This window comes from Burkholderia perseverans, assembly GCF_022870505.1.
Taxonomy (GTDB): Bacteria; Pseudomonadota; Gammaproteobacteria; order Burkholderiales; family Burkholderiaceae; genus Burkholderia; species Burkholderia plantarii.
This window is the reverse complement of sequence record NZ_CP045093.1, coordinates 2,603,430-2,617,729: the sequence shown is the minus strand read 5'-3', so window position 1 is coordinate 2,617,729 and position 14,300 is coordinate 2,603,430. Positions and strand designations below refer to the sequence as shown.

Genomic DNA, 14,300 nt, shown 5'->3' with positions numbered 1-14,300 from the left:
GGTGGGTGGCGCGGGGCCACGGCCCGCTCATGCGCCTACGACGCATCCCCCGCCGTCTCGCGCGGATAGGCTGCCCGCCCCAGCGCCAGCACCTCGCCGCGCAGCCAGCGCTGCGCCGGATCCTGGTCGAGGCGCGGATGCCAGATCGCCGAGATGTCGAACGGCGGCATCGACAGCGGCAGCGCGAAGCCCTGCAGGCCGTTGGCGGTGGCGTGATCGGGGGCGAACGCGTTGCCGAGGCACGAGTGCGGGACCACGGCGAGCCGGTCCGAATAACGGGCCACCTGCATCGCCGCGGGATAGGACGGCACCACCATCGACACCGTCCTGCCCAGCCCCAGCGAGGCAAGCGCGGCGTCCACCGGGCTGTCGGCCTGCCCGGCGCGCGCGACCAGCACGTGCTGGCCGGCCGCCCAGCTCGCGGCGTCGACGGTGCCGCCGGCCAGCAGTGGATGCCCCAGCCGTGCCACCCCCGTGTAATGGTCGCGAAACAGCCGCCGCGTGCGCATCTCCGGCGCCGAGGTCCGCACCGTGCCGATCTCCAGGTCGATCTCGCCTTCGCGCAGCGGCCGGGCATCCCAGTCCGGCTTCGGCGTGAAGCGCAGCCGCACGCCGGGCGCGGCGCGGGCGACGCGCGCCATCAGCGCCGCGCCGAGCAGGTCGATGAAGCCCTCGCCGACCCGCAGCGTGAACTCGCGCGCCAGCGTGGCCGCGTCGAAGCGATGCGCGGCGGGGCTCAGCAGCGCCTGCGCCTCGCGCGCCAGCTCGGGCAGGCGCGCGCTCAGCTGCTCGGCGTAGGGCGTGAGCACCAGCGTGCGGCCGGCCTGCAGCAGCAGCCGGTCGCCGGTGGCCGCGCGCAGGCGCGTGAGCGTGCGGCTCATGGCCGACACGCTCAGGTTCAGGCGCCGCGCGGCCGCCGTGACGCTGCGCTCGGCCAGCAGCGCATCGAGCGCGGTGAGGAGGTTGAGATCGATCCGTGACATTCCCGCAGCATAGCGGAAGGCGCGGCAGGCAAGGCGCCTGATGCAAGCCTGGATTGCAGGTGCGGCGTCTGGTGCAAAGCGTGCGCGGCGGCCAGAATCGATGACATCGCATCCCTCGCATCCCATCGCTCAGGCAAGGAGCCACCATGCAACCGTCGCCAACCTCCGCCCATTCATCCCCGATGCCCACGATCCTGCTGATCGGCGCCTCGCGCGGCCTCGGCCACGCGATGGCCGCGGAATTCGTCGCGCAGGGCTGGCACGTGGTGGGCACCGTGCGCGCCGGCAGCGGCCGCACGCGCCTGCACGAGCTGGCCGACGCGCATCCGGGCCGCGTGGGCATCGAAACGCTCGACATCACGCGGCCCGACGAACTCGCGGCGCTGCGCGCGCGCCTCGCCGGCCGGCGTTTCGAGATCCTGTTCGTCAACGCCGGCACTACCAATCCCGATCCGAACCAGACCATCGGTGAGGTCTCGACCGAGGATTTCACGAACCTGATGATCACCAACGCGCTGAGCCCGATGCGCGTAGTGGAGCGGCTGGGCGATCTGGTGCCGGCCGACGGGCTGATCGGCGTCATGTCGTCGGGGCAGGGCAGCGTGGCCGACAACGAGTCGGGCCAGCGCGAGGTCTATCGCGGCAGCAAGGCGGCGCTGAACCAGCTGATGCGCAGCTTCGCGGCGCGCCAGGCCGGCACGCCGCGCGCCATGTTGCTGATGGCGCCGGGCTGGGTGCGCACCGAACTGGGCGGCCCCGACGGGCGGCTGTCGATCGAGGAAAGCGTGCCCGGCGTGGTGCGCGCGCTGCTGGACAAGCGCGGGCGCCCCGGCCTCGAATATCTCGACTATCGCGGTCGGACCGTGCGCTGGTAATGGCGCGTCGGTCACCGCGCCGGGCTTTCGGCCCGTACCGATTTCCACGCCGGTGCGGATCGTCTCGACGCCGTCTGGCGAAAGGTTGCCGCGCACGGTCCGCCGAGCCTGTCCGGCGGCGCGACGAACGACCGGGCCGCCGCATGGCGGGCCGTGGCGATCGACGGGGGCGGCGTGCACGGCGTGCCGCAGTACCGACAAGCCAAAAAAAAGCCACGGATTGCTCCGTGGCGATAATTATCCAGTCAAGAGGGGGGGTATGACTGGCGTCTGGCCGCCTCTGATCACCGGGTACCGGGGTGGCCGGGGAGATGATCGCGAGACAGGTCCCATTCTTCTGTCCAGGCGCCCGCGAGTCAATTTCGGGCAGTTAAGCGCGATTAAGGAGACTTACGGAGTCTTGCCGGAACGGCGCCGCGCCGAGGGCCGGCCGCGACTCCCGGACACCGCCCGGTCGCGCTCGAGCGCCGCCGGGCTTGACGCGCCCGCCCCGCAGCGGCCCGGCGCCGCCTGTTTCCGCGATATTTCGGCATCTCACCGAAGCCTGCCGCCGCTTCCTTTCGGTCAGGCCGCATCTTCCTTTCGGAAGTATGTTGTTACAATTTGAAATGATATAACATATCGGTCCGGTGATTCCTTCGCTCCCGCGCACGCCGGCCGGTTCTCGCGCCGGTGACGCCCATCCGATCGGGGCCGAACCGCGCGCATGGCATGATACGTTATATCGTGTCGAGGGCGTCAGGCGTGTGCGCGGATTCCGGCTCATTCACGACAACTCTCGATCAACATGCGCGATTCCGCCCGTCTTTCATCCCGCCTTTCGTCCCGCGTCTTCTCCCGTCTTTCACCTCGCTGCGCCGCGCGCGGGCTGCCGCCGCTGACGCTGATGTTCGCGGCCAGCCTCGCCTACGCGCAATCGGCGGCCACCGGCGCGGCCGCTGGCGCGGCGGCGCCCGCGCCGGCCATCGTCACGCCCACGCCGACGCTCGCGCCGGTGTTCGTGACCGCGAACCCGACCGGCGACACCGAACTGATCTCGCCCACCGCCTCGCTCGGCGGCGACGCGCTCGCGCTGCGCCGCGCGAATTCGCTCGGCGCGACGCTCGACGGCCTGCCCGGCGTGTCCACCACGACCTACGGCCCGATGGTGGGGCGCCCGATCATCCGCGGCATGGACGGCGACCGGATCCGGCTGCTGCAGAACGGCGTGGCGTCCTACGATGCGTCGTCGCTGTCCTACGACCACGCGGTGCCGCAGAACCCGCTGTCGGTCGAGCGCGTCGAGATCGTGCGCGGGCCGGCCGCGCTGCTCTACGGCGGCAACGCGATCGGCGGCGTGGTCAACACCATCGACAACCGGATTCCGCGCGAGGCGCTGAAGGGCGTGTCGGGCGCCGTCGATGCCAGCTATGGCGGCGCGAACGACGCGCGCGCGGGCGCCGCGCTCGTGGAAGGCGGCAATGGCCGCTTCGCGTTCCACGTCGATGCGTTCGACGACGAGGCCGGCAAGCTGCGGATTCCCGGCTTCGCGCGCTCGGCGCGCCAGCGCGCGCTCGACGGCCCCGACGCCGACCAGCCCTCGGGCAGCCTGCCGAACAGCGACGGCCGCTCGCACGGCGGCGCGGCGGGCGGCTCGTACACCTGGGCGGACGGATACGCGGGCCTGTCGTACAGCGGCTTCGAATCGAACTACGGCTCGGTGGCCGAGAGCGACGTGCGCCTGCGGATGCGCCAGCAGCGCGTGGTCGCGTCGTCCGAGATCCGCAACATCGCCGGACCGATCTCGCAGCTGAAGTTCGACTTCGGCTACAGCGACTACGAGCACAAGGAAATCGACGACGGCCAGACCGCCACCACGTTCCGCAACCACGGCTACGAGTTCCGCGTCGAGGCGCGCCATCGCAGGATCGGGCCGTTCGAGGGCGCGTTCGGCGTGCAGGCCTCGCAGAACACGTTCTCGGCGCTCGGCGACGAGGCGCTGGTGCCCACCACGCAGACCACCAACGTCGCGCTGTTCGGTCTCGAGGAATGGCAGGCCACGCAGGCGCTGAAGTTCAGCCTGGGCGGTCGCGTCGAACACGTGAAGGTCGATCCGACGCCGGCCGGCAACGAGCGCTTCGCCGGCGCCGAGTCGCGCAGCTTCACCACCGGCAGCGTGTCGTTCGGCGCGCTCTACAAGCTCGATCCGGTCTGGTCGGTGGCGGGTAGCGTGTCGTACACCGAACGCGCGCCCACCTTCTACGAGCTGTATGCGAACGGCCCGCACGACGCGACCGGCCAGTACCTGATCGGCAATCCGTCGGCCGAGAAGGAGAAGGCCGTCTCCACCGATCTCTCGCTGCGTTACGCGAGCGGGCCGAACAAAGGCAGCATCGGTGTGTTCTACACGCGCTTCTCGAACTACCTGACCGAGTTCAACACCGGCCGGCTCGTCGACGACGAAGGCGAACCGGTCGCGCCGGGCACCGACGACGCGCTCAACGAGGCCGTCTATCGCGGCGTGCGCGCCGAGTTCTACGGCTTCGAGTTCAGCGGCAAGTGGCGCGCGTTCGAGACGGGCGCCCACACGCTCGATCTCGAACTGACGGGCGACTACACGCATGCGCGCAACGCCGAGACCGGCGAGCCGCTGCCGCGCATTTCGCCGCTGCGCGCGACGCTCGCGGCCGACTACGGCTACGGGCCGTTCGGCGCGCGTGCGCAGGTCACGCACGCCTGGGCGCAGCACCGCGTGCCCGACAACGACCTGGCCACCGACGGCTATACCTCGCTCGGCGTGGTGCTGACCTACCGCTTCCACGTCGGCGCGACGCGCTGGCTCGCCTACGTGCGCGGCGACAACCTGACCAACCAGGACATCCGTCTCGCCAGCTCGGTGGTGCGCGACTTCGCGCCCGAGGGTGGGCGCAGCGTGATGGTGGGCCTGCGCACCACGTTCTGACGCGTGCCTGCGGGCGGAGGGGCGGGCGCGGCGCGTCGTTGAGGACGTGGATTTGCGCGCCGCGCGTGGCGGCGCAACACGCGTCGCGATTCGCGTTTCGATACGTGTCGCGACACGCGCCGTGCCGGACGGCGCCGCGAATTCGGTAAGATGGCACGCGCCGAAAGCGGATCACGGCAACCCACGGCCCGCGGCGCCTCGGCGCGCGAGCGCCGGCGGCCATGCCGGATCACTGTTCCTCCGCCTCTCCTTCCAGGACGAATCATGACGAGACGAAGCATGACGGGACGGCGTGCGATGCGCGCCTGTCTCGGTACCTGCCTGAGCGCCGTGCTGCTGGGCATGGCCGGCGCGAGCCTGGCCGCGCCGCTCTGCCAGACGCAGACGCAGGGCAGCCACACCTCGAAGCTCTGCATCGAGCAGACGCCGTTCAAGCACGATTACTACACGCTCTGGGTGGACGACGCGCCCGTCTTCATGCTGCCCGACGACTACGTCGAGAACATCTCGCTCACGCACACGGTGCCCGAGGACGATTCGAACGAGTTCCCGCTGTCGAAGCAGGGCATGCGCAGCGTGACGATCACGGGCGGCTGCCGGCCGCTCGTCGAATCGCAGGGCAGCGGCGGTGATGCGGTCAGCGTGGAGACGGGGCGCGTCTGCTCGTTCGTCTGGGGCCAGCAGGCGCTGGTGAAGGACATGCGCTTCCGGTTCGAGTAACGCCGCGCGACCGCTGCGTTCGCTCGAACGGCAAACGGCCCGCGACGCCTTTCCTCACGGAAGGTGTCGCGGGCCGTTCTTTTTCGTCGCACGCGGCCGCCGCGGCAAGGGCCGCGATGCCGGCCGTCAGGTGCCGGCCTGATCGGCGCGCGCGAAGATGTCCCAGCTCGCCATGAACAGCGCGGCCACCAGCGGCCCGATCACGAAGCCGTTGATGCCGAACAGCGCCATGCCGCCAAGCGTCGAGATCAGCACGACCCAGTCGGGCATCTTGGTGTCCTTGCCGACCAGGATCGGGCGCAGCAGGTTGTCGACGAGGCCGATCACGCCGACGCAGAACACGACCAGGATCGCGCATTTCCAGAACTGGCCGGTCACCGCGAAATAGATCGCGGCCGGCCCCCACACGAGCCCCGCGCCGATTGCCGGCAGCAGCGACAGGAACGCCATCAGCGCGCCCCACAGCAGCACGCCCTCGATGCCGAGGATCCAGAAGATCACGCCGCCCAGCGCGCCCTGCACGAGCGCAACGGCGATGTTGCCCTTCACGGTGGCGCGCACCACCGTCGTGAACTTGCTCAGCAGCAGCTGCTTGTGGTCCTCGTCGAGCGGCAGCGCGCGGCGCACGCGGCGGCCGATCTCGCCGCCGTCGCGCAGCAGGAAGAACACCAGGTAGAGCATGATGCCGAAGCTGACCATGAACTGGAACGTGTTCTGGCCGATGCTGAACGCCTGCGCGGCCACGAACTGGCTGATCGCCGCGGCGCCGTCGGTCAGCTTCTTCTGGATGCCGGCGATGTCGGCCAGCCCGTAGCTGTGCAGCACGCGCTGCAGCGAGGTCGGCAGCACGTGCACGACCTGCTGCAGATAGAGCGTCATGTTCGGCTGCGCGGTCTTGATCTGCTGGTACGCGTAGGCGATTTCCTGCACCAGCGTGGCGGCCACGAACGTCAGCGGCAGGATCACGATCAGCACGATCGCCGACAGCGTGACGAGCGCGGCGAGGTTGCGGCGCTTGCCGAAGCGCGCGGCGAGCCAGCGCTGCACGGGCTGGAACAGGATCGCGAGTATGGTGCCCCAGAAGATCGCGCCGAAGAATGGAATCAGGATCCAGCAGAAGCCGATCGTCACGACGGCCAGCAGGAACTGGAAGAATTTTTGGTGGTCTTTCGCGCTTTCCATGTGGCGCCCGAGCGGCAGGTGAGGAACCGACACCGGCGCGGGCCGGCGTGTCCCGGTTGGTATGGGAGTTTCGCGAGTATGCCTGCAACCGCGGCGCGCGGGTAGCGGCGGCCGTGGCCGCGTCGCGCGCGGACAATAAAAAACGCCGCGGCGTGAGCCGCGGCGCTGCGAGGCGGACGGGCCGCTTACGGATTGATGCGCGTGACCTTCGTGCCGTTGACGGACAGGTCGCCCATCAGGCCCGCGTTGGTCAGCACGATCGCTTCGATCGGCGACTGCACCGTGTTCGAGTCGACCGCGCCGTTCGCGCCGATCTTCACGACCGCCACCGACGCGTCGGCGCCTGCCGACCAGCCGTCCGTGGCGCGGAACTTGTCGAGCGCGTCCTGCGTCATGAACAGGAAGATGACCGCCTTCGACTGCGCGCCGGCCTGCAGGCCGAGCGACAGCGACGAGGTGTTGTAGTAGCCGACCGTGCTGCCGCCCACGCGCAGGGCGCCGTTGCCGGTCTGTGCGCCGAGGATGAAGCCGGCCTGCAGCACGCTCGGGAACACCAGCACGCCGCGCGACTTGGCAACCAGTTCGCGCGAGCCCGGCACCGTCGAGTACAGGCGCGAGAGCGTCGCGTCGACGCTCGAGTTGATCGCCTGACGCTTCGACGAATTTTCCGCCGAGGTCTGCTTTTCGTTCGGCGGCGTGGTGGTGCAGCCGGCCAGGGCGACACTGCCGACCACCAGGGCTGCTGCGGCTTTCATCACAAATGCTTGACGCATGGTTTTTTCTCCTCGTTGCAGGTTGGGTTTTGTACTAGGCCAGAGATTGGGTTCAGCGGCGTGCAAGCAGCAGGCCGGCGATGAAGGCGAGGCCGGCGACGACGCCGGCGGTCTGCCACGGATTCTCGTGGACGGCCTGCGAGACGCGGTCGGCCTGGGCGCGCAGGCGGTAGAGCGCGTCGTCGGTGGCGTCGTCGAGCGTGCCGCGCACTTCGTCGAGTCGGCTGTGCAGGCGCTTGCGCAGCGAGTCGACGTCGGCGTCTTCCTTCTTCAGCAGATCCTCGAGTTCCTCGACGAGCGAGCGCACATCGTCCTTGACGTCGGCATTGAGGTCGCGGGCGGCGTGGCGCGTGTCGCGAGCGACGCGGCGGCCGGTGCGGCGCACTTCGTGGAGGCCGCGATCGAGCTTGTCTTCGAGGCTGTTCGTGAATGCCATGATGGTCGTTCTCCTTAGGATCGATATGAGGTCGATGATGCGAGAGCTGCTCCGATGTGATTCGCATTCTCGCGAGGAGTTTCGCAATTCGTGTGCCACCTTGTGTCGCGAATCAGGAAAGTTGTTTCGCGACAGGGACTTGGCGTCGCGTTGAACGATTGCAGCGGACTTTTGCGGGACGGCGTCGAATCCGGTAGAAATTGCCGGTTTCGGCTTGCCCGGAATCGGTAGGAATGATCGACGTAGAGCGGGCGCGATGGTTGCGATCGGCCGGGAACCGTTGCCGCGCATGGCGCCGCCGCGTTGCCGGCGGATGGCGAGGAACCGGCCTGTTGCATGCCGGTGCGTGGCGCGCGAGGTGCGGGCGCCCCGTTTTCCGGCTTGAAGCGACACGGCGTGCCGATGGTGCTTTTTTGCACGATCGCGCGCGAAGGCTTGTAGTTTTTTCCGTAGCGGCGTGGTTCGATACGCCGCTTGCGCGGTGGATCGCGATGCGCGGAAGGTGTCGCGGGTGGTCTCTCGAGCCCGGCGTGCCGGGCTTGGTTCGGCCCGGCGGCGCGCTGCGTATCGATGCCCGATCGATGCGCGATCGGATGCACGATCGATGCGCGCGCAGCGGTCGGCAGCCGGCTTCGCGGCTCGCGCCGGCGCGCTTTCGCGCGCGGGATCGCGCTGGATGGTGCCGCGCTTCAGCGTGAGTACCGTGCCCGTGGCCAGCGCGAGTGGCCGTCATGCGCCGGGTGAACCGGAGGGCGCGGCGCCGGCGCCCGAGGACGCGTCCGGCGCGGCGGAACCGTCGAGCGCGAGGTCGACGATCACCGGGTCGTGATCCGACGAACGATACGCATCGGGCGCATAAAACGCGGTCCGTTGCCAGTCGCTCTTGTAGGCGAACGCGTATTGCAGCGCGGCCGGCTCGTCCGCGTTGATGTGCCAGTGATGCACGGCCAGCACGCGCGGCACGAGCGACGCCGACGCGAGCGCGTGATCGAGGTATCCCGATTCGCCGCGAAACACGTAGCTGTAGGCGCCGGCGCCGAGAAAGCGCGCAACGAGGTTCACGTAGCCGCGCGCTTCGAGGCGCGCGATCGGTGCTTCCTTCGCATAACTGTTCAGATCGCCGATCAGCAGCACGCCGGGGTGGCCGGCGCCGGTCGGATCGCCGTCGAGCCAGTCGGCGAGGCGCCGCGCCATGCGCACGCGGGCCGGATTCCAGCAGCCCTGGCCGTCGCCCCGGTCGGCATCGGCGCCGGTCGCGCCGCGGCAGCGCTTTGATTTCAGATGATTGACCACGACCGTCAGCGCGTGCGCGCCGCCGCTGCGCCGGAACGTCTGCGCGAGCGGCGCGCGGCTCAGGCCGTCGCTCGCGAGCGTGGCCGGCTGGCCGACCGGCTTGACCGTGCGGCCGTCGTAGAGCAGCGCCACCTTGATCGCGTCGCCGCCGAGCCGCTCGCCGCCGGGCTCGACCACGCGCCAGCCGTCGCCGAGCTGCGTGGCCAGCCGGCGCACGGCGCTGCGTTCGCCATGGCCGTTGTTGGCGATTTCCATCAAGCCGACCACGTCGGCCCGCAGCGCCGTGATCGCGCTGACGATCTTTGCCTCCTGCCGCAGGAATTCCGCGTAGGTCGGCGCGCCGCGATGATCGGGCGCGTCGAAGCCGGCGCCGCGCCCGTCGCCGTTGAAATAATTCAGCACGTTGAACGCGGCCACGCGCAGGTCGGCCCGCGCGTCGCGCGCGGGCGCCGCGACACGCGGGTTCGCGGCCGCGTCGAAGGCCGGTGCCGGCGCGCCCGGCACGGGCTGCAGCCGCCACGCGCCGAAGCGCCGTTCCATCACGCCTTCGACGTCGCGCACCGTGTAGCCGACGCGCAGCGGATTCGCGGCGGACAGGCCCGGCGCCGGATAAGGGACCACGGCCGGATTCTGCCGGCTCGAGCCGTCGTCGAGGATCAGCCGGTTGCGCGCGTTCGCCCCGGCCTGTGCCCGCACGCCGGCCGTGTCGGCCGCATCGATCAGATGGGTCGGCACCGGCAGCCGGCCGCGGCTGAGCAATATGCTGCCGTAGCGGCCGAGTTCGTGGACCTCGCTGACGGTCAGCGTCTGCGGCAGGCGCACCAGCATGCCCTCGACGGCCGCGAACGCGGCAGCATCCGCCACCGGCAGCGTCAGCGTCGCCGGGCTGACCGTCCGGCCATGCGCGCAGACGGCGATCGGGCCGGCCAGCGTCAGCTGCGTCTGGCCATACTTCCGCTCGATCGCGCCGGTCACGCGGACCCGATCGCCCGCGGTGGCGCGCGCCCGCGGCGCGTAGACGAACAGCCCCTCGGACACGCCGGGCTGGAACGCGCGTTGCGCGTCGGCCTGCTGGACGAAGAAGCCGCCGAGTCCGCCGGCGCCGCCGTAGTCGGCGGTGACGACGGCCTCGATCGACACGATGCGCAGGTTGGCCGGCGAATCCGGGCCGCCACGGACCTCGGCGATCGGCGTCGCAGCGCCGCCGCAAGCGGCATCGACGGCGACGGGGGCGCCGAACGCCGGCAGCATGGCAAGCCAGCAGATCGATACGAAACGTGCAATGGTCCAATTCATGGTGTCGGCATGGAAACGATGGAAGCGGATTGACGGAACCGTGTCGGCATGATGAACGCAGTAAATATCGAGATGCGTGCGCTGGCCATTCGGCCAGGGTGTCGTGAACGCGCGCCGCCGTTACGCTGTCCTCATCGTTTGATGCCGTGGCGCGAGCCGGCTGGCGCGCCGAGGTGGACGCTCGCGGCCGGCGCGCCCAGAATGGGCGACACGTCCCGCATGGCCCACCCGACCCGTATGGGCCGCGCTCCCCGTCATCGTCGTCCGATCCCGGAGAACACCATGGCTTTTATGCTTCTGATTGCCGAACCCGCTGGCCAGCGCGCGCAGCGCACGCAGGACGAGGGCCGCGCGCTGTACGAGCGGATGCTGCGTTTCAGCGGCGAACTGCAGTCGCGCGGCGTGCTGCGCGCGGCCGAATCGCTGGTGTCCGACGATCAGGCCACGCGCGTGCAGATCCGCAACGGCGAGGCGCGCGTCATGGACGGGCCGTTCGCCGAGGCCAAGGAGATGATCGGCGGCTTCTTCCTGCTCGACGTCGCCACCGAGGGCGAGGCGGTGGCGATCGCGAAGACCTGTCCGGCCGCCGAGTGGTGCACGGTCGAGGTACGCGAGATCGGCCCGTCTTTTCGGTGAGCGCCTGACGGCGGGGCGCACGCCGCGCTGCGCGGGTTCGGGGTTTCCCCCGGTACGCGCCTGCGTTGTCGAAATCGCGCCGCCTCGCGCGTCGTGACAGGAGCCCGCCACACGGCGCGGCACGTTTCGACCCGACGGGGGACGGTGCGATGCGATTGATGATCCAGGTGCGGGCGACGCTTGCGAGCGAGGCGGGCGGCCGGCCCGACGACGACCTGCTGGCGGCGAAGGGTGCCTGTCACGAGGAACTGGCGAATTCCATCGCGCCGCCGCGATGACGCGCAACGCGCGCGAGCGGGCGCTGCTGCTCGAACGCGCCGAGGCGCCGCCGCCCGATCCGGATCGCGTCTGATCTGTCCTGAACGTCACGAGCGCCCCGGAGAGCCCCGAGTCCCGAGTCCCGAGCCTCGAACGCCTTGAGCGCCTTGAGCGCCGAACGCCCGCGCACCCCCGCACCTCCAGCCACCGCTTCCCCGCGCCCAACCATCCGCAGTGCCGTCCACCACGGCGCCTGACCTGTTTTCATCACGCTCTGACAAAATGCCGTGGCGCGTCACTATTGCCGCACTATAATTCCGCACCCGCGCACGCATTCCCATGCCGTCCGATGCCAGGGCCGGAATGGTTGCGCGATGCAAATCATGGATGGAGATTATTCGGCCGACGAAACGTTAAAATCGGCCGGATTAGAAAAAATCGCGAGTATTGGCTGGGCGGGCGTTACCGATCGGTTATGCCTCGTTGCCGCTTTTTTCATTGTCTGAAAACACAGGTGCCGGCTGCCGATTCGCACGTTTCGTCCTGAGATCAAGGCCGGCCAGGCCGCCTCGAACCGCTGTGACGTCGTGTTGAAGTCCTGATTTTCTGATTGCCGCGATTGCTTTGGGCCGCGCGGGGTGCCGCTGCGTGGCAGCGTTCGGTCATATTCGCTGCCCGGCGATCATGGCCGTCGGCTTCGTCGTGAATAACCGGCATCGATGTGTGGCGCCCGTTCCATCGATTCGTTTTTCGGAACGCCGGCCGCCGTCGAGTGATCCTTGCTTCACCATTAAGCGCGCCATATCCATAAAACATGTTTCAGGGGGAATTGCCGATGTCCCGCACCCGCGTTTCGAAAGATCCGAAAGACGGCGAGTTGCCGAAACTGCTGCCCGCGATGGGCGTGTTTTTCGCGCTGGTCGGCGCCGGCATCATTCCCGCTCACGCGACCTGCACGGCGGTGGGCAGCAACGTCACCTGCTCGGGGGCGGCCAACCCGCTCGCGCCGAGCTACGCGAACGGCGCCAACAACCTGAACGTGACGGTGAACAACGGCGCCACCGTGGGCGTGCTGCTCGGCACCGGCGGCAACGTGATGACGCTGACGGGCGTGAACAACACGCTCACCAACAACGGCCAGATCGACACGACCACGCTCGGCACCGGGCTCGGCGTGCTGTCCTCGGGCGTGGTGATGGGCAACGCGGCGGGCAGTACGGAGACCGTCGTCAACAACGGCATCATCCGCGGCAGTTCCGGCGTGGCGGTCGCGCTGACCGGCATGGCGCTGGCGGTACAGAACGGGGCCGGCGGCACCACCAACATCACCAACACCGGCCTCATATCGACCGCGGGCATTCTCGGCGCGACGCTGGTCGGCCCCGACGCGGGCGTGATCGCGGCCTATGGCGGCGGCCAGGTCAACATCGACAATTCGGGCACCATCACGGGCCGCGTCGCGCTCGACAGCGCGGCGGGCGGCAACACGTTCACGAATTCCGGAACCGTGAACGGCAGCGTGTCGATGGGGCAGAACAGCACCAACCAGTTCATCGCCACCACCGGTTCCTCGGTCAGCGCGGCGGGCGGCACCGCGCTCCAGGCCAACCTCGGCATCGGCGCGACCACCCTCGGCTTCGCGGCGACCGGCATCGTGGACGGCGGCGCCGGCGGCGACAACACGCTGTCGCTGCAGCAGGGCAGCGGGGCCACCGGCTCGATCGACAACAGCAGCTACATCAACTTCAACCACCTCGACGTGCAGAGCGGCACCTGGACGCTGTCCGGCGCGTCGGGCGCGACCGACGCCACGCTCGGCAACGGCGCGACGGCGGTGATCGACAACGGGGCCTCGCTCGGCACCGGTACCATCAATTCGAACGGCGGCGCGATCCAGGCCTCGACCTCCGGGCTCGCGCTGTCGAACGACGTCAGCCTGACGGGCAACGGGCTGACCGTGGGCGGCACCACGAACCTCGGGCTCAGCGGGACGATATCGGGCGGCGGGGCGCTGACCCAGGCCGGCACCGGCACGCTGCTGCTGAGCGGCGCGAACACCTACACCGGCGGCACCGATCTGCAGTCGGGCACCGTGACGGTCGGCAACAGCGCCGCGCTCGGCACCGGCACCGTGACGGTGAGCGGCAACGCGACGCTCGACTCGAGCCAGTTCGTATTTCTGACGAACCAGATCGCCGTGAACACGGGCACGACGCTCACGCTCGGCGGCAGCAACCCGCTGGCGCTGGCCGGCGCGATTTCGGGCGACGGCGGCGTGACCAAGGACGGCCTGGGCGTCGTCACGCTGGCGGCCGCCAACACCTACACCGGCCCGACCGTGATCAACTCGGGCACGCTGGCGCTCGGCGGCGCCGGCTCGCTGCTGTCCACCGCCGCGGTGAATCTCGCCGGCGGCGGCGCCGACTTCGAGATCGCCGGCGCGAACGGAAACGAGACGATTGGTTCGCTGTCGGGCGTGGCCGGCTCCACCGTCGGGCTCGGCGTCAACTCGCTGAGCTTCGGCGATGCGACCAACCAGAGCTTCGGCGGCACGATCGAGGGCGACGGCGGGATCGTCAAGCAGGGCAGCGGCACCGAAACGCTGACGGGCGCCAACACCTATACGGGCGGCACCACCATCAGCGCGGGCACGCTGGCGCTCGGCGTGGGCGGCTTGCTCGCGGCCACCGGCGACGTGGATCTCGACACGGCGGGCGCCGGCTTCTACATCAGCGGCTCGGGCGCGAACCAGACCATCGGCGGGCTGTCGGGCGTGAGCGGCACCACGGTCACGCTCGGCTCGAATTCGCTGAGCTTCGGCGACACGGCCGACCACACGTTCGGCGGCACGATCGGCGGCACCGGCGGCGTGGTCAAGCAGGGCAGCGGCACCGAAACGCTGACGGG

The 14,300-nt window shown here is 69.6% G+C and carries 12 protein-coding genes; 7 read left to right on the top strand and 5 right to left on the bottom strand.

The window, feature by feature from the left end; all coding sequences use genetic code 11:
• Positions 1-35: 35 nt before the first annotated feature.
• Positions 36-983, bottom strand: a complete 948-nt coding sequence (locus BpN12_RS10755) for a LysR family transcriptional regulator (protein WP_246792547.1) — start codon at positions 981-983, stop codon at positions 36-38.
• 182 nt (positions 984-1,165) lie between these two features.
• On the opposite strand from BpN12_RS10755, the gene BpN12_RS10750 reads away from it, so the two are divergent.
• The 3 genes from BpN12_RS10750 to BpN12_RS10740 all read left to right on the top strand — a co-directional run bounded on the left by BpN12_RS10750 (position 1,166) and on the right by BpN12_RS10740 (position 5,519).
• A complete protein-coding gene (locus tag BpN12_RS10750) occupies positions 1,166-1,858 on the top strand; it encodes an SDR family oxidoreductase (protein WP_425306259.1) in 693 nt (230 codons plus the stop codon).
• An 886-nt stretch (positions 1,859-2,744) separates the two neighbouring features.
• Positions 2,745-4,799 (top strand): TonB-dependent receptor, encoded by a 2,055-nt coding sequence (locus BpN12_RS10745; RefSeq protein WP_246792543.1) that lies wholly within the window; start codon positions 2,745-2,747, stop codon positions 4,797-4,799.
• 297 nt (positions 4,800-5,096) lie between these two features.
• Positions 5,097-5,519, top strand: a complete 423-nt coding sequence (locus tag BpN12_RS10740) for a hypothetical protein (RefSeq protein WP_246794688.1) — start codon at positions 5,097-5,099, stop codon at positions 5,517-5,519.
• 126 nt (positions 5,520-5,645) lie between these two features.
• On the opposite strand, the gene BpN12_RS10735 is transcribed toward BpN12_RS10740, so the two are convergent.
• The 4 genes from BpN12_RS10735 to BpN12_RS10720 form a co-directional block, all read right to left on the bottom strand.
• Complete coding sequence (locus BpN12_RS10735; protein ID WP_246792542.1) at positions 5,646-6,701, bottom strand: AI-2E family transporter; 1,056 nt, start codon at positions 6,699-6,701, stop codon at positions 5,646-5,648.
• A gap of 185 nt (positions 6,702-6,886) precedes the next feature.
• Positions 6,887-7,474, bottom strand: a complete 588-nt coding sequence (locus tag BpN12_RS10730) for a BPSL1445 family SYLF domain-containing lipoprotein (RefSeq protein WP_246792541.1) — start codon at positions 7,472-7,474, stop codon at positions 6,887-6,889.
• 52 nt (positions 7,475-7,526) lie between these two features.
• A complete protein-coding gene (locus BpN12_RS10725) occupies positions 7,527-7,910 on the bottom strand; it encodes an ElaB/YgaM/YqjD family protein (protein ID WP_246792540.1) in 384 nt (127 codons plus the stop codon).
• 729 nt (positions 7,911-8,639) lie between these two features.
• Positions 8,640-10,499, bottom strand: coding sequence for an ExeM/NucH family extracellular endonuclease (locus BpN12_RS10720; protein WP_425306258.1), 1,860 nt, complete (start codon positions 10,497-10,499; stop codon positions 8,640-8,642).
• 282 nt (positions 10,500-10,781) lie between these two features.
• On the opposite strand from BpN12_RS10720, the gene BpN12_RS10715 reads away from it, so the two are divergent.
• From BpN12_RS10715 to BpN12_RS10710, 4 genes are all read left to right on the top strand, one after another.
• Positions 10,782-11,135, top strand: coding sequence for a YciI family protein (locus BpN12_RS10715; protein ID WP_246792539.1), 354 nt, complete (start codon positions 10,782-10,784; stop codon positions 11,133-11,135).
• Between the two features lie 149 nt (positions 11,136-11,284).
• Complete coding sequence (locus tag BpN12_RS33305) at positions 11,285-11,413, top strand: hypothetical protein (RefSeq protein ID WP_280529115.1); 129 nt, start codon at positions 11,285-11,287, stop codon at positions 11,411-11,413.
• 354 nt (positions 11,414-11,767) lie between these two features.
• The gene (locus BpN12_RS33300) at positions 11,768-11,899 is read left to right on the top strand and encodes a hypothetical protein (RefSeq protein ID WP_280529114.1); all 132 of its coding nucleotides are present in this window, start codon (positions 11,768-11,770) and stop codon (positions 11,897-11,899) included.
• Positions 11,900-12,228: 329 nt separating this feature from the next.
• Positions 12,229-14,300, top strand: a 2,072-nt coding sequence (locus tag BpN12_RS10710) for a beta strand repeat-containing protein (RefSeq protein WP_246792538.1), incomplete at its 3' end; no start/stop codon positions are given.